Consider the following 23,456-nt stretch of genomic DNA (forward strand, 5'->3'; position numbering starts at 1 on the left):
GAACTTATTTCGCTGCCTTTCGGTTAGCGATCTCTATTCACCGCGAAAGCGCAGAATTCTAACAGAGAATTTAGAAAAGGGGAAACGGGGTAGTTCGACAACGCTTCGCGGGCCCGATCCGCCTCGGCCACGGCGGCCTGGCGGGCGTGGTCCAGCGCGTCGGTGGCCTGGATGGCGGCGGCCACGGCGGCGAAGTCGGCGTCGCCCGTCTTGATAGCGTCGCGGATCAATTGCTGCTGCTCGGGCGTACCCACTTCCATCACGCGGATCAGCGGCAGCGTAGGCTTGCCCTCGCGCAGATCGTCGCCCACGTTCTTGCCCAGCGCGGTGGCGTCGCCGCTGTAGTCCAGCACGTCGTCCACCAACTGGAAGGCCGTGCCCACATGGCGGCCGTAGGCGGCCGCGGCGGCTTCCTGCTCGGGCGTGGCGCCCGCCAGCACGGCGCCAACCTGGGCGGCGGCCTCGAACAGCTTGGCGGTCTTGTAGCGCACCACCTGCAGGTAGCGTTCCTGCGATACGTCCGGGTCGTGCACGTTCAAGAGCTGCAGCACCTCGCCCTCGGCGATCACCGTGGTGGCCTCGGACAGGATGCTCATGATGCGCATCGAGTCGGCCTCGACCATCATTTCGAACGAGCGGGAATAGAGATAGTCGCCCACCAGCACGCTGGCGGCGTTGCCGAACACTGCGTTGGCGGTGTCGCGGCCACGACGCAGGTCGGATTCGTCGACCACGTCGTCATGCAGCAGCGTGGCGGTATGGATGAATTCCACCACGGCGGCCAGCAACTGGTGATGCGTCCCTTCATAGCCCAGGGCGCGCGCCACCATCAGTACCATCGCCGGGCGCATGCGCTTGCCGCCCGCCCCGATGATGTAGTCGCCGATCGTACGGATCAGCACCACCTCGGAATTCAGCCGCTCGCGGATAACCGCATCGACGGCTTTCATATCGTCAGCTATGGGGGCAATGAGCGCGGGGAGATTCAAGACGTATCCGGAGTGTGAAACGAGCCGCGTGTAACAGCTCTTACCGCTGGGCCCGCCAGGAAGGCAGGGGGGATTCGACCAGCGATTATACGGGGTGTCACGAACCGTAGCCGGGCCGGGCGGCGCCCGGCGGCCAAGGTCCGGACGCCGCCCGGCCTCCCTCAGGAACAGGGATCAGACCCCGTTTTTCCCCGGCAGCCCCCCTCTTGCGCGGCGTCCGTACGACACCTAAACCCTTACCCTGCAAGCGCTTTTTGACTTTTCCCCAGCCCCACGCTAATATCCCGGATTCGGTCAGTGATGGCCGAATTACGTCGGTGAATTACGCACTTGTCTTGCGCGTCTATGCAGCCCGCCAGAACCCCAGGCCGGCAAGAATAGACAAAACCGCTTCAGGCAAGTACCGCCAGCCCAGCAGGGCCGGCTGCGAATAAGCCCATTTACCTATTTAAGGAATACCCCATGTACGCGGTCGTAAAAACCGGTGGCAAGCAGTACCGTGTTGCCATTGGCGAAAAACTCAAGATAGAACAGATACCGGCAGACATTGGGCAAGAAATCACCCTGGATCAAGTGCTGTCCGTGGGCGAAGGCGACCAACTCAAAGTTGGCACGCCCCTCGTCTCGGGCGCCGTGATCAAGGCAACGGTTCTTGCGCAAGGCCGCCACGACAAGGTCAAGATCTTCAAGATGCGCCGTCGCAAGCACTATCAGAAGCGTCAGGGCCACCGTCAGAACTACACCGAAATCCGCATCGAAGCCATCACGGCTTGAGAAGCGACTCGGTACCACATTAGCAGGAGCTAAAAATGGCACAGAAAAAGGGCGGCGGCTCTACGCGAAACGGACGCGACTCAGAATCGAAGCGTCTGGGCGTCAAGGCTTTCGGCGGTGAACTGATTCCCGCTGGTTCGATCATCGTGCGTCAGCGCGGTACCCGTTTCCACGCTGGCGTGAACGTCGGCATGGGCAAGGACCACACCCTGTTCGCGCTGATCGACGGCAAGGTTCAATTCGGCTTCAAGGGCGCGTTGAACAAGCAAACCGTTTCGATCGTCGCCGCCGAGTAATCGGCAATCGCGTCCGCGGCCTACGCGGCGGACGCAGCACGATCCGGCAAACGGCAAGGTCGCCCTGGCGACCTGCCCCACGCCAGAACGGCAAAAGCCCTGTCGCACGCGGCAGGGCTTTTTTCCTTCCAGGCCACCGCAACCGCGGCGCGGCCTCTTAATTCATACACGCGCAGACATCATGAAATTCGTAGACGAAGCCACCATTGAAGTCGTCGCCGGCAAAGGCGGCAATGGCGTGGCGAGCTTTCGCCGCGAAAAATTCATCCCCAAAGGCGGCCCGGACGGCGGCGACGGCGGACGCGGCGGCACGATTTACGCGGTCGCCGACCGCAACATCAACACGCTGATCGACTTCCGCTACGCGCGCCTGCACCGCGCCAAGGGCGGTGAAAACGGCCGCGGCTCGGACCAATATGGCGCCGCCGCCCCGGACATCACGCTGCGCGTGCCCGTCGGTACCGTCATCCACGACGCCGAAACCGGCGAAGTCCTGTTCGACCTGAACACGCACGACCAGAAAGTCGTGCTGGCCGCCGGCGGCCAGGGCGGCATGGGCAACATCCACTTCAAGTCCAGCCTGAACCGTGCGCCCCGCCAATGGACGCCCGGCAAGGAAGGCGAACATCGCTACCTGCGCATGGAACTGAAGGTGCTGGCGGACGTGGGCCTGCTGGGCCTGCCCAACGCTGGCAAGTCCACGCTGATCACGCGCATCTCGAATGCCAAGCCGAAGATCGCGGACTACCCCTTCACCACGCTGCACCCCAACCTGGGCGTCGTGCGCACGTCGCCGTCGCGCAGCTTCGTCGTGGCCGACATTCCCGGCCTGATCGAAGGCGCCTCCGAAGGCGCGGGCCTGGGCCACCTGTTCCTGCGCCACCTGGCGCGTACCCGTGTGCTGCTGCACCTGGTGGACGTATCCACCCCCGACCCGGACGCCGATCCGGTCGAGCAAGCGGTCAAGGACGCGCGCGCCATCGTCGAAGAGCTGCGCCGCTACGATCCGGAACTGGCCGAAAAGCCCCGCTGGCTGGTCCTGAACAAGCTGGACATGGTGCCGGACCCCGAAGACACCAAGCGCCGCTTCCTCGAACTCTACGACTGGAAGGGCCCCGTGTTCGCCATTTCGGGCCTGACGGGCGAAGGGACGCAGGACATGCTGTACGCACTGCAAGACTACCTGGACGCCGAGCGCGAAAAGGAACACGTGTCGCAAGACCAGGCCGACGGCACCTACGTGGCGCCGGACCCCCGCTTCGACGACAAGCGTTCCGATGCCGACAAGCCCGCGGCGCCGCGTGGCGGTGACGAATAAGCCATAATCGCAGTCCTTCCGATTACGTCTTTTCTCGCCGCAGCCGGGCCCCAACATGTCTGCTGAATCACCCGCCGTTTCCGTCGTCACCCACGCCCAGCGCCTGGTCGCCAAAGTCGGCTCGTCGCTGGTCACCAACGAAGGCCGCGGCCTGGACCGCGCCGCCGTCGCCCACTGGGCCGCGCAGATCGCTTCCCTGCACAAGCAGGGCAAGCAGATCGTGCTGGTTTCCAGCGGCGCCATTGCCGAAGGCATGGCGCGGCTGGGCTGGCGCAAGCGCCCGTCGGTCATGCACGAGCTGCAGGCCGCCGCGGCGGTCGGCCAGATGGGCCTGTGCCAGGCCTATGAAGCCGCCTTCGCCGAATACGGCCTGCGCACCGCGCAGATCCTGCTGACCCACGAAGACCTGGCCGACCGCCACCGCTACCTGAACGCGCGCAGCACCATCTTCGCGCTGCTGCGCCTGGGCGTAGTGCCCATCGTCAACGAGAACGACACGGTCGTCACCGATGAAATCCGCCTGGGCGACAACGACACGCTGGGCGCCCTGGTCACCAACCTGATCGAAGCCGACACGCTGATCATCCTGACGGACCAGCGCGGCCTGTACGACTCGGACCCCCGCAAGAATCCCGACGCCAAGTTCATGGCGCACGCCCAGGCCGGCGATGCGTCGCTGGAAGCCATGGCGGGCGGCGCCGGCAGCGGCATCGGCACCGGCGGCATGCTGACCAAGGTGCTGGCCGCCAAGCGCGCCGCGCACAGCGGCGCGCACACCATCATTGCCTCGGGCCGCGAACCCAATGTGTTGACCCGTCTGGCGCAAGGCGAATGCATCGGCAGCGAATTGCGTGCCGTGCTGCCCGTGTGGTCAGCCCGCAAGCAATGGCTGGCCGATCACCTGCGCTTGCGGGGCCGCGTGGTGCTGGACGACGGCGCCGTGCAAGCGCTGCTGCGCGAAGGCAAGAGCTTGCTGCCGATCGGCGTCGTCGAGGTCGAAGGCGAATTCGGCCGCGGCGACGTCGTCGCCTGCGTCGACAGCCAGGGCCGCGAATGTGCCCGCGGCCTGATCAACTATTCGTCGGCCGACACCCGCCGCATCCTGCGTCAGCCTTCATCGCAGATCGCCCGCATCCTGGGCAGCATGACCGACCCCGAGCTCATGCACCGCGACAACCTGGTCGTACTGTAGCCAGCCGCCGCGCAGGCTGGCTTGCGCCGGCCTGCGGGCCTCTGCTACCCCGGCCCTGCCGCAGCGTGCGGCAGCAGCATGTAGCCCCACCCGCGCACCGCCAGCACCGGCAATTCGAAATTGCGCCGCCGCGCCTTGGTGCGCAAGCGTGACACCAGCACGTCCACCCGCCGCGCACCGTCCTGGGGATCCCGCGCCGCATCGGGAAAAAACCCTTCGCGCGGCAAGCACTGCCCCGGTGCGCTCAACAGGCTGACAAAAAAAGCACGCTCGGTGTGTGTCAGTGGCAGGCGTTCGCCGCCCGGCCCCGCGAGCATGCGGCCTCGTGCATCGACACGCCACCGCGGCCGCAAGGCAAGCGCTGGACGACCGCCGCGAATCAAGTTGCGCAGCACCGCATCCCATTCTTCGTCCGTCGCATTGGGCGGCACGCACGCGTGCGCGCCGGCGTCCAGCGCGGCAATCCGCGCCCGCGGACAGTCCGAAGACGGCTGCCAGACCACCCGCGTGGCAGGCGCCGCAAGGCGCAGCGAAAGGATCAGTGCCGACAGGCCCTGCCCTGCGCCAAACAGCACAATCGCGTCAGCCGACTCGTCGTCCAGACGCGCCAACAGATGATCCGGCGACTCGCACAGGCTGACCCGCCAGCGGAATTGGCGTAAGGTAAGCACGAACTTATTGCACGCTATTCCATCAAGTTGCACGACGAGGACGTGACCTACTTCCTGCATGCGATCGTCTCCCCCAACGTATCACGTAAGTAATATTTATAGCTACCAAAGTGCCGAAGGCGCAAGCTTCAATCGACGCGTGAAAACATTTTCAGACCGACTGAAGCACGCCCGTCTTTTGCGTGGCCACACGCAAAAGACCGTCGCACGCCTGGCGCGCCTCTCGCAAAGCGCGATTGGCAGCTATGAAAGCGGGCTGCGTCATTCCAGCCGTTCACTGCGCAAGCTGGCCCAGGTTCTCAAGGTCGAGCTCGAATGGCTTGAAACCGGCAAAGGCCCCATGGAGCTGCCCATGGAAGGCTACGATCTCAGCGATACGCTGCCGCCGTCCACCGGCGTGTCCGAATCGTTGCCGCGCCCGGCCGCCCGTCGCCCTCGTCCGCAGGCGCCCTGGCCTTTCCCCAACATCGCTCCCGCGCAGTTCGACACACTGACCCCGGACGACAGGGCCATGCTCGAAGCCCTGACGCAGACCTTCATTGAAACGGTGCAAGCGCGCCGTGGCATCAAGCCGCGCGGCCGCAAGATCAGTTGATGCCCTCGGGCGAATACCCGGCCGCATGAAAAAAGCCCGGCATTGCCGGGCTTCTTGTTTGCGCGCGCCTGGGATCAGGGCTTGGCGGGTGCGGGTGCCGGCGCAGCGCCAGCAGCCGGCGCGCTCTCGCCACGGATCTTCGCGGCGATGTCGGACGCGGCCTGCGCCGAAGGCACGCCAAAGGCCAGCACGCCGCGGTTCAGGGGCTCGCCGATACGGGGCGCAGCGATCAGCTCGCGATCGATCACCAGCGCCAGCATGTTGCCGACGTTCTGGGTGCTGACTTCGGTGAGCTTACGGGTGCCGGCGTCCGAGAAGCGCAGGCCGACGAAGTTGGCGCCTTGACGGTCGACCAGGGCCGCGGCTTCGGTCAGGTCAGCGCGGGTCAACACCGGTTGCTGTTGCAGATAGATCTTGCCGTCAGGCAGGTTCAGTTCAACCAGGCCGGCGCCCGGCTGGCTCTGCGCCACGTAGAACTCGACGATCGACGCGGTCGCCGGTTGCTGGGCGGAAGGCTGCTGCTGGCCCGCCGTGTCGGGCGTGGCGGCGGCGCCGGATTTGGTCGGGGCGGTCTTGCAACCTGCAAGCGCAAGGGTCATGACGACCAGTGCAGGCGCCAATTTGCGTAGGGTCAGTTGCATGCTCGATTCCTTCTTAAGTGGACTGGAGCCGAAGGACTGACCCCCGGCTGACGGGAAAAAGTGTACAGAACATGTATGGCAGTGTCTCCGCAGACTGATTCCAAATGTAAACCGGTACTACGGCCAGCGCCATGACACGCACCTGCTTCGCGTCCTGCGCCTGTACTCGGGCCTGCGCCGGAAGGCCCGGCGCTTGGCGCCTGCCGGCCACGCCCGCCTTACCGCGATGCAGCATCGCTCTCCATTCGCCTGCGGCCCTGGCAGGCTCTATACTTCGCTTTCGCGCAGGGGTACTCGTCGCGCCTTGATGGTCCGACGTGTTGAGAGAGTCCCTTCGTACCAGTACGGATAATGCCGATGCTGGGAGCCGTATTCCCGCCATGCCCGCATGGCGGGAGTCCATTCCCGATCGGCTCCAAACCATTCGCTTGGAGCTTTCCATGAACGCCAATCCCAAATTCCTGGCCGCCACCGCCGAAGTCGACGCGGCCGCGGTCGCCCCCTTGCCCAAATCCCGCCGGGTCTACGAAGTCGGTTCCCGCCCCGACATCCGCGTGCCCTTTCGCGAGATCGAGCAAGACGACACCCCCACCATGTTCGGCGGTGAAAAGAACCCGCCGCTGACGGTCTACGATTGCAGCGGCCCCTACACCGACCCCGACGTCAAGATCGACATCCGCCGCGGCCTGCCCGAACTGCGCCGCGCCTGGATCGAGGAGCGCGGCGACACGGAAGTGCTGTCCGGCCCCACCAGCGACTACGGCAAGGAACGCCTGACCGATCCCAAGCTGACGGCCATGCGCTTTGACCTGCAACGCCCGCCCCGCCGCGCGGTGGCCGGCGCCAACGTCTCGCAGATGCACTACGCCCGCCGCGGCATCATCACGCCGGAAATGGAATACGTGGCGATCCGCGAAAGCCTGCGCCGCGAACACTATCTGCAAACGCTGCGCGACAGCGGCCCGGACGGCGAAAAGATGGTCAAGCGCCTGCTGCGCCAGCATCCCGGCCAATCGTTCGGCGCCGCCATCCCCGCCGCGATCACCCCGGAATTCGTGCGCGACGAGATCGCCCGCGGCCGCGCGATCATCCCGGCGAACATCAACCATCCCGAAGTCGAGCCGATGGCCATCGGCCGCAACTTCCTGGTGAAGATCAACGCCAACATCGGCAACTCGGCCGTCAGCTCCGGCATCGGCGAAGAAGTCGAAAAGATGACCTGGGCGATCCGCTGGGGCGGCGACACCGTGATGGACCTGTCCACGGGCAAGCACATCCACGAAACCCGCGAATGGATCATCCGCAACTCGCCGGTGCCGATCGGCACGGTGCCGATCTACCAGGCGCTGGAAAAGGTCGACGGCAAGGCCGAAGAACTCACTTGGGAAATCTTCCGCGACACGCTGATCGAACAAGCCGAGCAAGGCGTGGACTACTTCACGATCCACGCGGGCGTGCGCCTGCCTTTCATCCCCATGACGGCCGACCGCATGACCGGCATCGTCTCGCGCGGCGGTTCGATCATGGCCAAGTGGTGTCTGGCGCACCACAAGGAAAGCTTCCTCTACGAACGTTTCGAGGAAATCTGCGAAATCATGAAGGCCTACGACGTCAGCTTCTCGCTCGGCGACGGCCTGCGCCCGGGTTCGGGCTACGACGCAAACGACGAAGCCCAGTTCGCTGAACTGAAGACCCTGGGCGAACTGACGCAAGTGGCCTGGAAGCACGACGTGCAGGTGATGATCGAAGGCCCCGGCCACGTGCCGATGCAGATGATCAAGGAAAACATGGAGCTGCAGCTGGAACACTGCCACGAGGCGCCGTTCTACACGCTGGGCCCCCTGACGACGGACATCGCCCCGGGCTACGACCACATCACCTCGGGGATCGGCGCGGCACTGATCGGCTGGTACGGCACGGCCATGCTCTGTTATGTGACGCCCAAGGAACACCTGGGCCTGCCGAACAAGAAGGACGTGAAGGACGGCATCATCACGTACAAGATCGCCGCCCACGCCGCCGACCTGGCCAAGGGCCACCCCGGCGCGGCCATCCGCGACAACGCCCTGTCCAAGGCACGCTTCGAATTCCGCTGGGACGACCAGTTCAACCTGGGCCTGGACCCGGACACGGCCAAGGAATTCCACGACGAGACGCTGCCCAAGGACTCGATGAAGGTGGCCCACTTCTGCTCGATGTGCGGCCCGCACTTCTGCAGCATGAAGATCACGCAAGACGTCCGTGATTATGCGGCTGCCCAGGGTGTCAGCGAGAAGGATGCGCTGCAAAAGGGAATGCAGGAAAAATCAATCGAGTTCGTTAAGAAAGGGGCCGAGGTTTATCATCGGCAGTGATTGCTGATTCGGTTTCTTTTCTGAATTGATTGGTCTTGGAAGTGCGTGCGGTTGAGTTCTTGAGCCGCGCGTGACGGGGCAGGCGGGTGAGGGCGGGGCTACGATTGCGGTCCGGAGCCTTCGCTCCGGACTGCCCCGTCCTCATCGTCGTCCAGGCCTTCGGCCTTCCCTTCCGATTCCGTCGGGCGCATCTACACGCCCCGCCCTCACCCGCCTGCCCCGTCACGCGCTCTTGATGTGCTTTAGTCGCGGCCGCTGGGACGGTCAGTGTGCTTGACGTGCTAGCCAACATCGGAGGGAGGGGTTGGCGGGGTGGGACGGTGCCCGCCTCGTGCCGGCCGCGCGGGCGGCCTTACGAGGCTTACGCGGCGTCTTGCGTGCACCGATGCCGCTCTCGCGCTTGCGGGGATCGCGCGCATTTTGATCACCTGTTGAATTGCCCCCCACCTGCCACCGGTCTTCTAGCGGCGCGGATGCCGTGGCGTTCCACACCCGTGTGCAACGCCTGATGGGCGGCGCGCGAGACGGTCAGCATGCGCAATCAAGCGCCTGCCGCGCCGCCCATCACCGCCCCACCCCCACGATGTGCGACCCAATAGAAAACCCATCTCCAACAGCACGAAGCGCACCCGCAACACTGTCAGCAACACGAATGCCAAACGTGGCCGCCCGCGCGGCCGCGGCTTGGCGACCCCGTAGATTCCATTCCCTGCACACAGGTCTAGCAGCGCAACAATTCGAGACGCGCGTAGTCCCTCGCGGCGGTGGCATGCGGGGCGGGCAACCTCGATGCGCCCGAGGGAATCGGAAGGGAAGGCCGAAGGCCTGGACGACGATGACGACGGGGCAGTCCGGAGCGAACGCTCCGGACCGCAATCGTGGGCGCCCGCCCCGCATGCCACCGCCGCGAGGGACGACCTACGAAGTACCGAACGCCCTATGAAGCCCAGAGCGACCTACGAAGCACCGAACGACCCACGAAGCAACAACCAGCCTACAACACCAAGCGTTAAAGCAGCTTCCCAGGATTCATGATCCCCTTAGGATCCAACACCCGCTTGATCTCCCGCATCACCCGCAACTCCAACGCATCCTTGCTATGCAAGAAGTGATCCCGCTTCAACTGCCCGATCCCATGCTCAGCACTGATGCTCCCCCCATACCGGTTCACCTCATCCAGCACAGCATCCGTAATCGCCGCCCCATGTTCCGCCACCCAGCTGCGGTCTGCACCCGCCGGCCTGGACAGGTTGTAGTGCAGGTTGCCGTCGCCGAAATGGCCGAAGATGAACGGGCGCAGGTCCGGGTAGAGCGCGCGGATGCGGGCTTCGGCCGACGCCATGAAGTCCGGGATGCTTTCGATCGGCAGCGACACATCGTGCTTCAGGTGGGGGCCGTCTGCGCGTTGGGCTTCCGAGATTTCCTCGCGCAGTTTCCACAGGGCTTGCAGCTGCGCCAGCGACGCCGATACCGCCGCGTCCAGGCACAGGCCGCGTTCCAGCGCCGTGCCGATCACGTTTTCCAGCAACGCCGTCAGCGCGGCCTCGTCTGCCGTGTCCGCCAGCTCCACCAGCACGTACGCCGGGTAGCGTTGATCGAACGGTTCCTGTACGCCCGCTGCGTGCGTCAGCACCAGGTCCAGGCAGTCGCCCGAAAAATACTCGAAGGCTTGCAGGCGCGCGCCGCATTGCTCGAACAGTATCTCGAACAGTTGCAACGCCTGGGCCGGCGACTCGACTGCCGCCAGCACCACCGAACGCACGTCCGTGCGCGGGAACAGGCGCAGCGCCACCGCCGTAATCACGCCCAGCGTGCCTTCCGAGCCGATCAGCAGCTGCTTCAGGTCGTAGCCCGTGTTGTCCTTGCGCAGCGTGCGCAGGCCGTTGAAGATCTCGCCATTGGGCAGCACCGCTTCCAGGCCCAGCACCAGCTCGCGCGCCATGCCGTAGCGCACCACATTCACGCCGCCGGCATTGGTGGCGACGTTGCCGCCGATCTGGCTCGAGTCTTCCGCGGCCAGGCTCAGCGGCAGCAGGCGGCTGGCGTCCTGCGCTGCGCGGCGCAGGTTGCCCAGGATGCAGCCGGCTTCGGCCACCATCGTATTGGCCACGGTGTCGATCGAACGCACGGCATTCATGCGGTCCAGGCTGAGCACCACATTCACCGGCGCGGCGTCCGGCGTGGCACCGCCGCACAGGCCCGTATTGCCGCCGCGCGGCACCACCGGCACGCCGGCCTCGTTGCAGATCGCCAGGCAGGTCGAGACTTCGGCGGTCGTGCGCGGACGCACCACCGCTTGCGCGTGGCCGTTGTACAGGCCTCGCCAATCCGACAGCCACGGCGCGATGTCGGCGTCGGCGGTGTAGACGGTATCGGGACCCAGGGCCTGGACCAGGCGCTGTGCAATATCGGTTGAGCTCATGATGTCTATGGGGAAACGGGAAAGAGGGAATCCAGTTGCAGGCGGCCTGCGGCCTGGCGCAAGTGGCGCACCGCCATCGCGCGAGCGCTGTCGGCGTCGCCCGCGCGGATCGCGTCGAACACCGCCACGTGCTCCTGGTGCACCGCGTGCGTCATGCCTTCCTGGCGGCGAGTGTTCGAACGCGCCGTGCTGACGGCCAGGCGCAATTGCAGGTTCAGGTATTGCAACAGGTCTTGGTAGAACGGGTTGTGCGTTGCCGTGGCAATGGCCAGGTGGAACGCGATGTCGTGCTCCACGCTGAGCTCGGGATGATCCAGGTGGCGTTCCAGGTCGGCCAGCGCGCGGGCCATGGCATCCAGATCGACGGGGGTGCGCCGCTGGGCCGCCAGGGCCGCAGCCCCCCCTTCCAGTTCCATCCGCAATTCGTAGACGTTGGCCAACTGCTCTCGGCTGACCGCGATGTCGGCCGGCACCAGGAAGCCTTGCGAGCCGGTGCGCGACACCACGACACTGCCCGAGCCTTGGCGGCTCTGGATCAGGCCCTGGGCCCGCAGGCGTTCGGTGGCCTCGCGAATGACCGCGGCGCTGACGCCGTATTGCTCGGCCAGCACCCGCCCCGGCGGCAGCTTGGTGCCCACGGGGCAGGCGCCCTGGGCAATGTCGTCGGCAATCTGGCGGGCGACCTGTTCGGTCAGGGTAAGGGTCTTGGTCAGCATGGCGCCGCCAGTATAGCGCAGACTTCTCAGGTTATCTGATAACTTTTGGAAAACCGGGACCCTGGCTTGTCAGTCCCCGGGCTTGATCGGCATCGGCAGCGGAATCGCGCCGTACCCGGGCGGGCGCAAGCCCGCTTGCTCAAGCGACGGCGGCTCCGCCGGCCTCGGCCTCTTCCAGCTCCGGTGCGCCCGCCACGGCGCAGCGGCGGCCGCCCCTGGCCTTGGCGCGATACAGCGCCGCATCCGCGGAATCCAGCACCGATTGGGCTTTGCGGTTGGCGCCGGAAATGAGGGATATGCCGATGGACAGCCCGACGCAGACGCGCGTGCCATCGGCAAGCGTGATGGGCTGCGTGGCGTCGCGCAGCAGATGGTTGCCCAGCCGCAGGGCGGCGGTGGCGTCGATGCCGGTGGCCAGCACGATGAATTCGTCGCCGCCGATGCGGGCGGCCACGTCGTCCACCCGCAGCATGGCGCGCATGCGTTCGGCGATCGTTTTCAGCACATGGTCACCCGCGGCGTGGCCGTGGGTATCGTTGATGATCTTGAAATCGTCCATGTCCATATAGAACAGGGCGGCGGCGCTGTCATGCTCGCGCGCGCTGGTGCAGATGCGTTCAAGCGCGGCTTCCAGCCCGGCACGGTTGGCCAGGCCGGTCAACGCATCCAGGCTCGCCCGGCGCTCGTTCTCGCGCTCGGCCAGCATGGTGGACACCAGGATGCGCCGCAACCGCTGCGACGCGATGCTCATGCTGACCAGGTAGAACGGGATCTGGATGAAGACGATCGCCGTGACGATTTCACCGGCGAACAGCGCTCCCAGGCACATCGGGCCCAGGCTCAGGAAGATCATCGCGGCCACCAGCCGCGGCGCGCCATAGTTGCGAAAGCAGATGCCGCCGGCCATGGCGCCGCAGGACACGCCCGCCAGCGTGGCCGCCAGCCAGTCGTGGTTCAGGAAGGTGATGAACACCCCGTAGCCCACGCTGAACGCCCACAACAGGGCCAGCAGGATGTAGATGTCGGTGTGGGTATTGCCGCCGCGCGCCGCGTTGCGCAGGGCCGACCGCAGAATGGTGACGCGCACCAGGGCCAGCACGATTTCCAGCACCAGCCACGAAATGTAGATCGGCTCGGGGCGCCGCCAGGTCACGACGCCGGAAATCATCAGGGTGTTGATGACGCCGCCGGCAAAGATGGGCAAGGTGCCGAACAGGCTGGCGATCAAGGCGACGCGGATATCCGCGGGAGTATCTTGCCCGGAATGCGTCAACCAACGGGTCAACCGCCACTTGGGCAGGCTGAAGCTCAATCCTGCTGTTTCCACACCGTCACGTCCAAAGCTGCCTGTCCTTATGCGATAGGCTGGCTGGCGTTATAGCAGGTATTTCAAACCTTTAATATTGTCCGCAAGGGCAATGCCTTCCGGATTTTAGGGGGACGGAGTGCCCCGCTTCCGCCCTGTTCAGTGCCCGCGGTGACCGCAGACGGCACATTCCGGATCGCGCTGCACATTCACGCTGCGCCACTGCATCGTGCGCACGTCCAGCCACAACAGGCGCCCGGACAGGCTCTCGCCCACCCCGGACAGCAGCTTCAGGGCCTCGGCGGCCTGCATGCTGCCGATGATGCCCACCACCGGCGCGAACACACCCATGGTGGCGCAATTGGCTTCTTCGACGTCGTCGGCCTCGGGAAACAGGCAGTGATAGCACGGCGCGTGGTCGTCGCGCAGGTCGTAGACGCTGACCTGGCCGTCGAAACGGATGGCCGCGCCCGACACCAGCGGCTTGCGATGCTGCACGCAGGCGCGGTTGATGGCGTGGCGCGTGGTGAAGTTGTCGGTGCAGTCCAGCACCAGGTCGGCCTGCGCCACGGCGTCGGACAAAGCCTGGCCTTGCAGGCGTTCGACGCGGGCATGCACACGGGCCTGGGGATTGAACGCGGCCAGCATATCGCGCCCCGACTCGGCTTTGGGCCGGCCGACACTGGTCGTGGTGTGAAGAATCTGGCGTTGCAGGTTGCTGAGTTCGACGACGTCGTCGTCAGCCAGCGTGATGTCGCCGACGCCTGCCGTGGCCAGGTAGAGCGCGGCAGGCGAACCCAGTCCGCCCGCCCCTACGATAAGCACACGCGCCGCCAGCAGCTTTTCCTGCCCTTCGATACCCAGCTCGTCGAGCAGGATGTGGCGGGCGTAGCGCAGCAGTTGCTCGTCGTTCATTTGTCCTTGCTGGGCTCGACTCCGGTCGGCGTGATCTTCATGCGCTGGGCGCCGGCCGTGCCGGGCTTGGCATCAGCCTTGGCCTGCGCGCGGGCGGTGCCCTTCTGCACCGGCTTGCCGGCCAGCAGGTTCAGCGCCTGCTGCAATTGGAAGTCGTCCTTGCCGCCGAACTCGAACACCTTGGTCGGAACGTCGACATTGTCCTGGTCGGCGTTGGACTTCACTTCGTTGGACGTGCCCGGGTTGGACAGGTGGCGTTGCAGGTCGGCTTCGCGCGGCAGGCGGAACAGATCGCCGTCGGCGGTATCGGCCACGACGTAGTCGGGTTCGATGCCGGTCGCCTGGATCGAACGGCCGCTGGGCGTGAAGTAGCGCGACGTGGTGAGCTTGACCGCGGTCGTTTCCGACAGCGGCAGGATCACCTGCACCGAGCCCTTGCCGAAGGTACGGTTGCCCAGCACCTTGGCGCGCTTGTGGTCTTGCAGCGCACCGGCCACGATTTCCGAGGCCGAGGCCGAACCCACGTTGACCAGCACCACCATCGGCACGGTCTTGGTCCAGGCCGGCAGGCCCGACAGGTAGTTGCTTTCGCCGCGGGCGTATTCCGACGGCGTCGCCAGGTACTTGTGGCGGGCATCCGGCGTACGGCCGTCGGTGGAGACCACCAGGGCATCGGACGGCAGGAAGGCGCCGGACACACCGATGGCGCTGGTCAAGAGGCCGCCCGGGTCATTGCGCAGGTCGAGCACCAGGCCCTTGGGGGCTTCCTTGGCGCCGAGGTCCTTGAGCTGCTTGGCCAGGTCGACACCGGTCTTTTCCTGGAACTGGGCGATGCGCACATAGGCGACGTTGTTGTCCAGCATCTTGCTGCGCACGCTGCGCACCTTGATGATGTCGCGAACGATCTTGAGCACGATCGGCTGGGGCCGGTCGGCACGCATGATGGTCAGCGTGATGGGCGACTTGGGCGCGCCGCGCATGAGCTTGACGGCGTCGTTCAGCGACATGCCCTTGGTGGGCGTGTCGTCGATCTTGATGATCAGGTCGCCGGCCATGACGCCCGCGCGCGCGGCAGGCGTGTCTTCGATGGGCGAGATGACCTTGACGAAACCGTCTTCGGCGCCGACCTCGATCCCCAGCCCGCCGAATTCGCCCTGCGTGGCCGTCTGCATTTCACGGAATGCGTCGGCGTCCAGGTAGGCGGAGTGCGGATCCAGGTTCGACACCATGCCGGAAATGGCGTTGTCGATCAGGGTCTTGTCGTCAACGGATTCGACGTAGTTGTTCTTGATCGCGGCGAAAACGTTGCTCAGTTGCCTGAGTTCGTCCAATGGCAGGGGGCTACCGCGCTGGGCGACAGCCGTCACGCCCACGCTGAGCAAGACACCTGCCACCGCACCGATGGCAATCAGACCGAAACCGCGAAACTTGCGAGTGCTCATGCACACTTCCCGAATTTGTTTTCGCCGAGGAGGGTTTGGCGAGGGTTTGGCTGTACCAGCCCCTTTACTGCTTTACTGCGCCAGCCACTGGGCCGGATCCACAGGAGCGCCACGATGGCGAATTTCAAAGTATAGGCCGGATTCCACTTGGCCGCCGGTTGCGCCGACCGTAGCAATAGTATCCCCTGCCGCGACGGAATCGCCCACCCGTTTGAGCAGGCTTTGGTTGTAAGCATAGACGGTCAGGTATTGCTGCCCATGATCCACAATGATGAGGTTGCCGAAACCCCGCAGCCATTCGGCGTAGACCACCGTGCCGGGGGCCACCACCTTGACGGGCGTGCCTTCGGGCGCGCGCAGCACCACGCCCCGCCAGACGCCGCCGTCCGGGCGATCGACCCCGAAACGACCCTGCACCTGCCCCCGCACCGGCGCGGCCAGGCCATGGCGCAAGCCATTGCCACCGCCCACCGGCGGCGCGGCGCGCTGAGTCGGCTGGGTAGATGCACTACGGGTTGGAGCGGCTTCTTCTTCAACAGGTTCCGCTTTCTTGGGTGGTTCCGCGGGTTTTACCGGAGGCGGCGCTTCGGCCGGCCCGGTCAGGCGCGTCTGACGCTGTTCAGCTGGGCGCAAGCCGGCGGCATCGGGGTCGGCCACGGCGACCGGGCCGCGCGCCTGCCGCGACGCGGCTTCGACCTGTTCGCGCGCCTCGGCGGCTTCCCGAGCCTCGCGGGCGGTACGGTCGCGGCGGGCATTGTCCGCCGCGGCCTTGTCGGCAGCCAGCTTGCGGTCAGCCTCGGCCTTCTTGCGGGCTTCGTCCGCGCGGCGGTCGGCTTCGGCCTTCTTGCGAGCCTCTTCGGCGCGGCGGGCTTCCTCTGCACGACGCACCTCTTCGGCACGGCGCCGCGCTTCTTCGGCTTTGCGGGCCTCTTCGATTTGCTTGGCGATGGCCGCGTCCAGATCGGTGATCAGGCGCGACAGGCGCTGGTCGTCGCGCCCCAACTTGTTGGCTTCGGCACGCTGGGCGGCAATCTGCCCTTCCAGTTGTGCCAGCAGGGTAGCGCGGGCCTTTTGCTGACCCACCAGCGCAGCCTTTTGTTCGGAGGTCTCGGCCACGCCCTTTTCGATCTCGGCGCGGCGGGCGTCAGCCCGGCCCTGCAAGGCCGCCAGCCGGTCGATATCGGCCCGCAGCGCGTCGACGGCGCGGGCACGGGCCTGCGACACATAGTCGAGATAGCCGAGGTTGCGGCCCAGTACCTGGGGATCGTCGCCCGACAGCAGCGCCGTCCAGGGCGACAGGCCGCTGGTGTACTGGGTGCGCAACTGGTCGGCCAGTTCCACGCGGCGCTTGGCCAGCACGGTCTGTTGCGCGGTGATCTGCTTTTCCAGGCTGGCCAGGTCCGCCGTGGCCTGGCGGTTGGCGTCCGCCAGCTCTTTCAGGCGCAAATTGATCTTGGAAATCGCGGATTCGGACTGCTTCAGCGCGTCGGCGGCTTCCTTGCGGGCCGCCTCGCGCGTGTCGATATCCTTTTGCAGGTTCTCGATGCGGTCGCGCAGCTGGGCTTGCTGCTTCTCAGCCTCGGACTGGCGACCGGCGAGGTCGTTGGGCGCGGCGTGCGTCGACAGCGCTCCGCCGGCCAGCATGACCGCCAACAACAACCCCGCCATGCGCACCATGGATATCAGTCCTTCTTAGCCTTGCCTTGGGCCGCGACCGCGGCCATGGCCGCCTCGATCTCGGCGGCGTCGCCCAGATAATAGTGGCGGATCGGGCGCAGGTCATCATCCAATTCATACACCAGCGGTTGCCCGGTGGGGATGTTCAGGTTGACGATGTCGTCGTCCGAGACGTTGTCCAGGTGCTTGATCAGCGCGCGCAGGCTGTTGCCGTGGGCGGCGATCAGGACCTTGCGGCCGGCACGGATGGCAGGCGCGATGGAATCGTTCCAGAATGGCAGCACGCGTTCCACGGTGTCTTTCAGACACTCGGTGGCCGGCAGCTGGTCGGCCGGAATCTTGGCGTAACGGCTGTCGAAACGGGGGTGGCGTTCGTCGTCCAGCGACAACGGGTTGGGCGCGATGGCGTAGGCACGGCGCCAGATCAGCACCTGCTCGTCGCCGTACTTGGCGGCGGTCTCGGCCTTGTTCAGGCCTTGCAGGGCGCCGTAGTGGCGTTCGTTCAGGCGCCAGGTCACCCCCACGGGGGTGTACATGGCGTCCATGGCGTCCAGGGCGATCCACAGGGTACGGATGGCGCGCTTGAGCACCGAGGAATAGGCCAGATCGAAGGTATAGCCTTCTTTCTTGAGCAGTTCGCCCGCCTTGCGGGCCTGTTCGCGGCCCGTGTCGGTCAGGTCGACGTCGGTCCAGCCGGTGAAACGATTTTCAAGATTCCACTGGCTTTCGCCGTGGCGCATGAGGACGAGTTTATGCATGGTTTGGCACGCTTGTAACGCGGGTTAAAGTGAGGGAATGCGCTCATTTTATAATTGAGCGATTTTGCCCTTGATTTTGCCCCGGCGCACCCGTCGATTTCCCCGGCGCGGCGCTTCAGGGTTCGCCTTTACCAGGCTAGACGCCGCACTTCAGGATGCCCCGTGGACCTTCTGCAATTCTTGCTCGATAAAAACAACATCTTCATTGTCGCCGTAGCCCTCGTTTCGGGCGTCATGCTGGCCATCCCAGCCCTGCGCAAGGGCCGTACCGGCTCGGCCGTGAGCACCACGGAAGCCATCCAGATGGTCAACCAGCGCCAGGCCGTCTGGGTCGACGTGCGCCCCACCGAACAATTCCAGGCCGGCCACATCGCCCAGGCCCGCAGCCTGCCGGTCGCCGACCTGGAACAAAAGATCGCTTCGCTGCCCAAGAACAAGCCGCTGGTCGTGGTTTGCGACAATGGCCGCGATTCGGCCCGTGCCGCCACCAAGCTGCGCGCGCAGGGCTTTGCCGACGTCGTGCCGCTGGAAGGCGGCATGCGCGCCTGGCTGGCCGCCAGCCTGCCGGTCACCCAGAAGGGTTGAACCGGCGCGCCGCGCCCCCACCTTACCGATAGAATCCGCCTGGAGCGCCTATGAATAAAGTTGTCATGTACAGCAAGGACTATTGTCCCTATTGCGCCCGCGCCAAGGCGCTGCTCGAGCAGCGCGGCGTGACCGACCTGGAAATCATCCAGATCGACCGGGAACCCGGCCAGCGCGATCTCATGATCGAACGCACCGGCCGGCGCACCGTGCCGCAGATCTTCATCGGCGATACCCACGTCGGCGGTTGCGACGACCTGATGGCCCTGGACCGCTCGGGCGGCCTTGCCCCCTTGCTCAACGGCTAAGCGCCCCGGCCCTGGCCCATCGCCCCTTTTTGCCCCCTCCACCAACGGAAACACTCATGGCTGATCAAGACCAAAACACCCAGCAAGAAGGCGGCAACGACGCGCCCTCGTTCAATCTGCAACGCGTCTACCTGAAAGACCTTTCGCTGGAAATGCCGAACGCGCCTCACGTCTTCCTGGAGCAAGAAGCGCCCCAGGTCGAAGTGAGCATCACCGTGGGCGGCCAGCGCCTGGCCGAAACCGTGTTCGAAACCACGGTCACCGTCACCGTCACCACCCGTGTCAACGACAAGGTCGTGTACCTGGTCGAAGGCACCCAGGCCGGCATCTTCGAAGCCGCCAACATCCCCGAAGAGCAACTCGACCCGCTGCTGGGCATCGTTTGCCCGACCATGCTGTACCCGTACCTGCGCGCCAACATCGCCGACGCGATCACCCGCACCTCGATGCCGCCGCTGCACCTGACCGAAGTCAACTTCCAGGCCCTGTACGAACAACGCCTGGCCGAACTGCAACAGCAGCAAAGCAACGCCAACGGCAATGGCAGCGACTCGGGCATCATCCTGCCCGCCAGCGCCACCCGCCAATAAGGCACGCCGCGGCACCCCATGAACCTGCCCAATCCGCCCAGCCTGCGCGTCGCCGTCCTGGGCGCGGGTAGCTGGGGCACCGCGCTGGCGGCGGCCGCAAGCCGCCGCCACCCCACCGTACTGTGGGCACGCAACCCCGCGCAAGCCGCCGACATGGCGGCTCGCCGCGAAAACGCGCGCTACCTGCCCGGCATCGCCCTGCCCCAGTCGCTCGAGATCTCTTCCGACCTGGACGCCACGCTGCGCAGCCTGCAGCAAGCCGGCGCCACCCCCTTGATCGTGCTGGGCGTCCCCGTGGCCGGCCTGGCCGCCACCTGCGCTGAACTCTCGCGCCGCCTGCCCGAACTGGGCCTGCAGGACACCCCCATCGTCTGGACGTGCAAAGGCTTCGAAGCCGACACGGCCAGGCTGCCCCACGAAATCATCCGCGAAGCCCTGCCCGGCGCCATTGGCGGCGCGCTGTCCGGCCCGTCCTTTGCCCGCGAGGTCGCCCAAGGGCTGCCCGTGGCCCTGACCGTCGCCAGCGACAACGCCGCCCTGCGCGCCGCCACCACCCAAGCTTTCCACGGCGCCGCGCTGCGTGTCTACGCCAGCACCGACCTCGTGGGCGTGGAAGTCGGCGGCGCCCTCAAGAACGTCATCGCCGTCGCCTGCGGCATCGGCGACGGCCTGGCCCTGGGCACCAACGCCCGCGCCGCCCTGATCACCCGCGGCCTGGCCGAAATGACCCGCTTCGGCGTCGCGCTGGGCGCGCAAGCCGAAACCTTCGCCGGCCTCACCGGCCTGGGCGACCTGGTGCTGACCGCCACGGGCGAACTCTCGCGCAATCGCCGCGTCGGCCTGGAAATCGGCGCCGGCCGCAAACTGGCCGACATCCTCGCCAGCGGCATCACCGCCGAAGGCGTGCGCTGCGCCCGCGCCGCCCTGGATCGCGCCCGTGCCATCAACGTCGAACTGCCGATCACCGAAGCCGTCTGCGCCGTGCTGTTCGACGGCGTAGCCCCCATGACCGCAGTGTCCGCCCTGCTGGCGCGCAACGCCCGCGACGAACAGAGCGACGGCGGCGGCTGAATCCCGCACGCCGCCCGGCCCCTTCCCGTCCAAGAACAACACGACGCACGACACCCCAGGAGACATCCTTCATGACGCAAACCCGCAAATTCCGGGTCGGCCCCCTGCTGCGCGGCCTTTGCCTGAGCCTGGCGGCCATCCTGCCCGCCGCCGCCCACGCGGACTGGCCCGAGCGCCCCATCCATATGGTGGTGCCCTTCCCGCCCGGCTCATCGCCCGACATCCTGGCGCGCACGATCTCGGAACCCCTGGCCCAGGCGCTGGGGCAGCCCATCGTCATCGACAACAAGCCCGGCGCCGGCGGCAACATCGGCACGCGCATCGTCACCCAGGCCAAGCCCGACGGCTACACCCTGCTCTACACCATCAACGGCCCCCTGGTCACCGCCCCCACGCTCTACAAAAAGACCCTGGGCTACGACCCCCTCAATGACCTGGCACCCGTCACCCTGGTCGGCACCAGCCCCAACGTCCTGGCCGTACCCGGCAACCTGAAGAACGTCAACAACGTCCAGGACTTCGTCAAGATGGTCAAGGAACACGGCAGCTCGCTGAACTACGGCTCCGTCGGCCCCGGCAGCTCGGCCCACCTGGCCATGGAAATGTTCAAGGAACGCGCCGGCATCGACATGGCGCACATCCCCTACGCCGGTTTCCCGCAGGTCATCAGCGCCATCATCGGCGGCGACATCCAGGCCGGCTTCATGGTCCCCGCCATCGCCATGCCCCAGACCCGCGACGGCAAAGTCAAAGTCCTGGCCGTCACCAGCCTGCAGCCCAGCGACACCCTGCCCGGCATCCCCACCATGGCCGCCCAGGGCTACCCCGACTTCGAAGCCATCTCCTGGAACGCCATCCTGGCTCCCGCCGAAACCCCGATGCCCATCATCGACCGCCTGAACAGCGAACTGACCCGCATCATCAACAGCGACACGGTCCGCAAGCAGATGGCCCTGCAATACTTCACCCCCGCCCCCTCCACCCCCGAAGCCCTGACCGTCCGCATCCAGGACGAAAAGGCCCGCTGGGACCAGGTGATCCAAAAGCTGAACCTGTCGCTGGACTAAGCAAAGAACCGGCGCCCCTGCGCGCAATCACCCGCCCCCCCAACCGCGCGCAGCGGCATCGGCGCCCGCAAGACACCGCGTAAGCCTCGTAAGGCCGCCCGCGCGGCCGGCACGAGGCGGGCACCGTCCCACCCCGCCAACCCCCCCTCCGATGTTGGCTAGCACGTCAAGCACACTGACCGTCCCAGCGGCCGCGACTAAAGCACATCAAGAGCGCGTGACGGGGCAGGCGGGTGAGGGCGGGGCGTGTAGATGCGCCCGACGGAATCGGAAGGGAAGGCCGAAGGCCTGGACGACGATGAGGACGGGGCAGTCCGGAGCGAAGGCTCCGGACCGCAATCGTAGCCCCGCCCTCACCCGCCTGCCCCGTCACGCGCGGCTCAAGAACTCAAACCGACGCAATCCCCCCCCTAAGTCCGCCAAAACTCAAACCCCACCCTCATACCCCTGCTGCCGCCAAGCCTCAAACACCGTCACCGCCACCGCATTCGAGAGATTCAAGCTCCGCTGCCCCGCCCGCATAGGCAACCGCAACCGCTGCTGCGGGGCAAACATCGCCTGGTGTTCGTCGGACAACCCTGCGGTCTCCCGCCCGAACACAAACACGTCCCCCGGCTCGAAGCGCACATCCCCCACGCTACGCTGCGCCTGCGTCGTCAACGCATAGATATGCGAGGCCTGCGCCCCCGTATCCTGCAACGCCTCCTGCAGCGTGTCGTGCACCCGCACCGGCTGCCACTCGTGGTAATCCAGCCCTGCCCGGCGCATGCGCGCATCATCCAGCTCGAACCCCAACGGGCGCACCAGGTGCAATTGCGCGCCCGTATTGGCGCACAGGCGGATAGCGTTGCCCGTGTTGGGCGGAATCTCGGGGCAGACGAGGATGACGTGGAACATCGCGATAGGGCCGAAAACGTTGAAAGACTGGCGACCCACACGGGCCGCGCGTAGCGGATTGTCGCCGATTTACCCGGGGGCCCGCGGGGTACGGGCCACCACCAGCACCGTCACGCTGGCCGCTCCCGCCGCCCGCAATGCCTTCGCCGCCGCGTGCACCGTGCTTCCGGTCGTCATCACATCGTCCACCAAACCGACATGGCGCCCCGACAGATCCCGTACGCAATCAAACGCTCCCGTTGGCCCGCGTACCCGGGCCTGCCGTCCCAGCGCCGTCTGCCCAGGCGTCTCGCGGCGCCGCTTGAGCGCGGTGCAGGCCAGCGGCAGCGTCAGTTGCGCCGCCAGGCCACGCGCGATCTCCGCCGCGGGATTCATGCCGCGACGGCGCAGCGACTTTCGGCTGGACGGCACCGGCACCAGCAGCAAGCCACGCGGCAGTGCCTCGTACCGCCGCACCGACTGCGCCAGCAGCCGCGCCAGCACTGGCGCCGCACTGAGGCGCAACTGGGTCTTCAATTGGCTGACCAGCGCATCCGCCGGCGGCTCGTAGTCGAACGCCGCGATCGTCCGCCCGAAGGCCCGCGGCATCGCCAGGCAAGCCGTGCAATGCGGTGCGGCCAGACCCAGCCGCAATGCGCAGCGCGGACAACGGGGCGTCCGGGGATCGATTGCCAAGTCCGCCTCGCAGCCGTCGCACAGCCTGGCGCCGCGCACCCGCGCCCCGCACAAGGGACAATCGCCGGGCACGCGGGCAAGCAGGCCCCGCCCCATGGCCAGTAGGGACAATCGGCGGTGTCCGCCGGGATGCGCAATAATGTCTGCCATCCCCCATGAAATCATGATCCGCCCCGCGCCGCAGGCCCGGGCGCGAC

Annotated in this window: 23 protein-coding genes; 11 read left to right on the forward strand and 12 right to left on the reverse strand. The window is 66.2% G+C overall.

Going from position 1 to position 23,456, the window contains the following annotated elements; translation table 11 throughout:
* Window positions 1–23: 23 nt before the first annotated feature.
* Window positions 24–989, reverse strand: coding sequence for an octaprenyl diphosphate synthase (gene ispB / locus ACUDP5_RS27425; RefSeq protein WP_025138402.1), 966 nt, complete (start codon window positions 987–989; stop codon window positions 24–26).
* A gap of 462 nt (window positions 990–1,451) precedes the next feature.
* On the opposite strand from ispB, the gene rplU reads away from it, so the two are divergent.
* The 4 genes from rplU (at window position 1,452) to proB (ending at window position 4,569) form a co-directional block, all read left to right on the forward strand.
* Window positions 1,452–1,763: a 50S ribosomal protein L21 gene (rplU, locus tag ACUDP5_RS27430; RefSeq protein ID WP_025138401.1), complete on the forward strand. Its 312-nt coding sequence runs from the start codon at window positions 1,452–1,454 to the stop codon at window positions 1,761–1,763.
* Window positions 1,764–1,798: 35 nt separating this feature from the next.
* Window positions 1,799–2,059 carry a 50S ribosomal protein L27 gene (gene rpmA / locus ACUDP5_RS27435; protein WP_006216229.1) on the forward strand — a complete coding sequence of 87 codons (261 nt, stop codon included), beginning with the start codon at window positions 1,799–1,801 and terminating at the stop codon, window positions 2,057–2,059.
* 181 nt (window positions 2,060–2,240) lie between these two features.
* Window positions 2,241–3,377: a GTPase ObgE gene (gene obgE / locus ACUDP5_RS27440; protein WP_263915137.1), complete on the forward strand. Its 1,137-nt coding sequence runs from the start codon at window positions 2,241–2,243 to the stop codon at window positions 3,375–3,377.
* A 55-nt stretch (window positions 3,378–3,432) separates the two neighbouring features.
* Window positions 3,433–4,569 carry a glutamate 5-kinase gene (gene proB / locus ACUDP5_RS27445; RefSeq protein ID WP_025138399.1) on the forward strand — a complete coding sequence of 379 codons (1,137 nt, stop codon included), beginning with the start codon at window positions 3,433–3,435 and terminating at the stop codon, window positions 4,567–4,569.
* 44 nt (window positions 4,570–4,613) lie between these two features.
* Here proB and ACUDP5_RS27450 read toward each other — a convergent pair whose 3' ends face one another.
* Window positions 4,614–5,300, reverse strand: a complete 687-nt coding sequence (locus ACUDP5_RS27450; protein WP_445657743.1) for a winged helix-turn-helix domain-containing protein — start codon at window positions 5,298–5,300, stop codon at window positions 4,614–4,616.
* Between the two features lie 79 nt (window positions 5,301–5,379).
* Here ACUDP5_RS27450 and ACUDP5_RS27455 point away from each other — a divergent pair, with 79 nt between their 5' ends.
* Complete coding sequence (locus ACUDP5_RS27455; RefSeq protein WP_263915135.1) at window positions 5,380–5,835, forward strand: helix-turn-helix domain-containing protein; 456 nt, start codon at window positions 5,380–5,382, stop codon at window positions 5,833–5,835.
* A 74-nt stretch (window positions 5,836–5,909) separates the two neighbouring features.
* Here the strand turns inward: ACUDP5_RS27455 and ACUDP5_RS27460 are convergent, their stop codons facing one another.
* A complete protein-coding gene (locus tag ACUDP5_RS27460; RefSeq protein WP_263915134.1) occupies window positions 5,910–6,476 on the reverse strand; it encodes a SecDF P1 head subdomain-containing protein in 567 nt (188 codons plus the stop codon).
* A gap of 440 nt (window positions 6,477–6,916) precedes the next feature.
* Between ACUDP5_RS27460 and thiC the strand changes: the two genes are divergently transcribed.
* On the forward strand, window positions 6,917–8,830 hold the full coding sequence (gene thiC / locus ACUDP5_RS27465) for a phosphomethylpyrimidine synthase ThiC (RefSeq protein ID WP_263915133.1): 1,914 nt from the start codon (window positions 6,917–6,919) through the stop codon (window positions 8,828–8,830).
* Between the two features lie 1,009 nt (window positions 8,831–9,839).
* On the opposite strand, the gene ACUDP5_RS27470 is transcribed toward thiC, so the two are convergent.
* The 7 genes from ACUDP5_RS27470 to gpmA form a co-directional block, all read right to left on the reverse strand.
* Window positions 9,840–11,252 (reverse strand): FAD-binding oxidoreductase, encoded by a 1,413-nt coding sequence (locus ACUDP5_RS27470; protein WP_445657744.1) that lies wholly within the window; start codon window positions 11,250–11,252, stop codon window positions 9,840–9,842.
* A 5-nt stretch (window positions 11,253–11,257) separates the two neighbouring features.
* Window positions 11,258–11,968 (reverse strand): FadR/GntR family transcriptional regulator, encoded by a 711-nt coding sequence (locus ACUDP5_RS27475; RefSeq protein WP_445657745.1) that lies wholly within the window; start codon window positions 11,966–11,968, stop codon window positions 11,258–11,260.
* 139 nt (window positions 11,969–12,107) lie between these two features.
* Entirely contained in the window at window positions 12,108–13,280 is a 1,173-nt protein-coding gene (locus ACUDP5_RS27480) for a GGDEF domain-containing protein (protein ID WP_263915791.1), read from the reverse strand.
* Between the two features lie 153 nt (window positions 13,281–13,433).
* On the reverse strand, window positions 13,434–14,189 hold the full coding sequence (locus ACUDP5_RS27485) for a HesA/MoeB/ThiF family protein (RefSeq protein WP_263915792.1): 756 nt from the start codon (window positions 14,187–14,189) through the stop codon (window positions 13,434–13,436).
* A complete protein-coding gene (locus ACUDP5_RS27490; protein ID WP_263915793.1) occupies window positions 14,186–15,631 on the reverse strand; it encodes a S41 family peptidase in 1,446 nt (481 codons plus the stop codon). Before ACUDP5_RS27490 ends, ACUDP5_RS27485 begins: the two co-directional genes overlap by 4 nt.
* A 72-nt stretch (window positions 15,632–15,703) precedes the next feature.
* Entirely contained in the window at window positions 15,704–17,308 is a 1,605-nt protein-coding gene (locus ACUDP5_RS27495) for a murein hydrolase activator EnvC family protein (RefSeq protein WP_445657746.1), read from the reverse strand.
* A gap of 5 nt (window positions 17,309–17,313) precedes the next feature.
* Window positions 17,314–18,066, reverse strand: a complete 753-nt coding sequence (gpmA, locus tag ACUDP5_RS27500; RefSeq protein WP_199166600.1) for a 2,3-diphosphoglycerate-dependent phosphoglycerate mutase — start codon at window positions 18,064–18,066, stop codon at window positions 17,314–17,316.
* Window positions 18,067–18,228: 162 nt separating this feature from the next.
* Here gpmA and ACUDP5_RS27505 point away from each other — a divergent pair, with 162 nt between their 5' ends.
* From ACUDP5_RS27505 to ACUDP5_RS27525, 5 genes are all read left to right on the forward strand, one after another.
* A complete protein-coding gene (locus ACUDP5_RS27505) occupies window positions 18,229–18,651 on the forward strand; it encodes a rhodanese-like domain-containing protein (RefSeq protein ID WP_263915794.1) in 423 nt (140 codons plus the stop codon).
* 50 nt (window positions 18,652–18,701) lie between these two features.
* Window positions 18,702–18,959, forward strand: a complete 258-nt coding sequence (gene grxC, locus ACUDP5_RS27510; protein ID WP_025138386.1) for a glutaredoxin 3 — start codon at window positions 18,702–18,704, stop codon at window positions 18,957–18,959.
* A 56-nt stretch (window positions 18,960–19,015) separates the two neighbouring features.
* Window positions 19,016–19,549 carry a protein-export chaperone SecB gene (secB, locus tag ACUDP5_RS27515; RefSeq protein ID WP_049076759.1) on the forward strand — a complete coding sequence of 178 codons (534 nt, stop codon included), beginning with the start codon at window positions 19,016–19,018 and terminating at the stop codon, window positions 19,547–19,549.
* An 18-nt stretch (window positions 19,550–19,567) separates the two neighbouring features.
* Window positions 19,568–20,620, forward strand: coding sequence for an NAD(P)H-dependent glycerol-3-phosphate dehydrogenase (locus ACUDP5_RS27520; RefSeq protein ID WP_445657747.1), 1,053 nt, complete (start codon window positions 19,568–19,570; stop codon window positions 20,618–20,620).
* Window positions 20,621–20,691: 71 nt separating this feature from the next.
* The gene (locus ACUDP5_RS27525; RefSeq protein WP_263915797.1) at window positions 20,692–21,687 is read left to right on the forward strand and encodes a Bug family tripartite tricarboxylate transporter substrate binding protein; all 996 of its coding nucleotides are present in this window, start codon (window positions 20,692–20,694) and stop codon (window positions 21,685–21,687) included.
* A gap of 426 nt (window positions 21,688–22,113) precedes the next feature.
* On the opposite strand, the gene ACUDP5_RS27530 is transcribed toward ACUDP5_RS27525, so the two are convergent.
* Together ACUDP5_RS27530 and ACUDP5_RS27535 are read right to left on the reverse strand one after the other, a co-directional pair.
* The gene (locus ACUDP5_RS27530; RefSeq protein WP_025141082.1) at window positions 22,114–22,584 is read right to left on the reverse strand and encodes a tRNA (cytidine(34)-2'-O)-methyltransferase; all 471 of its coding nucleotides are present in this window, start codon (window positions 22,582–22,584) and stop codon (window positions 22,114–22,116) included.
* Between the two features lie 69 nt (window positions 22,585–22,653).
* The gene (locus ACUDP5_RS27535) at window positions 22,654–23,370 is read right to left on the reverse strand and encodes a ComF family protein (protein WP_445657748.1); all 717 of its coding nucleotides are present in this window, start codon (window positions 23,368–23,370) and stop codon (window positions 22,654–22,656) included.
* Window positions 23,371–23,456: the final 86 nt, after the last annotated feature.

The sequence above is a fragment of the Achromobacter sp. NCFB-sbj8-Ac1-l genome, from assembly GCF_052695805.1.

Bases quoted from the DNA above. Each gene is read 5' to 3' on its own strand.
- ACUDP5_RS27525 (WP_263915797.1), top strand. From the start codon at position 20,692: ATGACGCAAACCCGCAAATTCCGGGTCGGCCCCCTGCTGCGCGGCCTT.
- ACUDP5_RS27495 (WP_445657746.1), bottom strand. From the start codon at position 17,308: ATGGTGCGCATGGCGGGGTTGTTGTTGGCGGTCATGCTGGCCGGCGGA.
- secB (WP_049076759.1), top strand. From the start codon at position 19,016: ATGGCTGATCAAGACCAAAACACCCAGCAAGAAGGCGGCAACGACGCG.
- ACUDP5_RS27460 (WP_263915134.1), bottom strand. From the start codon at position 6,476: ATGCAACTGACCCTACGCAAATTGGCGCCTGCACTGGTCGTCATGACC.
- thiC (WP_263915133.1), top strand. From the start codon at position 6,917: ATGAACGCCAATCCCAAATTCCTGGCCGCCACCGCCGAAGTCGACGCG.
- grxC (WP_025138386.1), top strand. From the start codon at position 18,702: ATGAATAAAGTTGTCATGTACAGCAAGGACTATTGTCCCTATTGCGCC.
- ACUDP5_RS27450 (WP_445657743.1), bottom strand. From the start codon at position 5,300: ATGCAGGAAGTAGGTCACGTCCTCGTCGTGCAACTTGATGGAATAGCG.
- proB (WP_025138399.1), top strand. From the start codon at position 3,433: ATGTCTGCTGAATCACCCGCCGTTTCCGTCGTCACCCACGCCCAGCGC.
- obgE (WP_263915137.1), top strand. From the start codon at position 2,241: ATGAAATTCGTAGACGAAGCCACCATTGAAGTCGTCGCCGGCAAAGGC.
- ACUDP5_RS27490 (WP_263915793.1), bottom strand. From the start codon at position 15,631: ATGAGCACTCGCAAGTTTCGCGGTTTCGGTCTGATTGCCATCGGTGCG.
- ACUDP5_RS27485 (WP_263915792.1), bottom strand. From the start codon at position 14,189: ATGAACGACGAGCAACTGCTGCGCTACGCCCGCCACATCCTGCTCGAC.
- ACUDP5_RS27470 (WP_445657744.1), bottom strand. From the start codon at position 11,252: ATGAGCTCAACCGATATTGCACAGCGCCTGGTCCAGGCCCTGGGTCCC.
- ACUDP5_RS27475 (WP_445657745.1), bottom strand. From the start codon at position 11,968: ATGCTGACCAAGACCCTTACCCTGACCGAACAGGTCGCCCGCCAGATT.
- gpmA (WP_199166600.1), bottom strand. From the start codon at position 18,066: ATGCATAAACTCGTCCTCATGCGCCACGGCGAAAGCCAGTGGAATCTT.
- rpmA (WP_006216229.1), top strand. From the start codon at position 1,799: ATGGCACAGAAAAAGGGCGGCGGCTCTACGCGAAACGGACGCGACTCA.
- rplU (WP_025138401.1), top strand. From the start codon at position 1,452: ATGTACGCGGTCGTAAAAACCGGTGGCAAGCAGTACCGTGTTGCCATT.
- ACUDP5_RS27530 (WP_025141082.1), bottom strand. From the start codon at position 22,584: ATGTTCCACGTCATCCTCGTCTGCCCCGAGATTCCGCCCAACACGGGC.
- ACUDP5_RS27520 (WP_445657747.1), top strand. From the start codon at position 19,568: ATGAACCTGCCCAATCCGCCCAGCCTGCGCGTCGCCGTCCTGGGCGCG.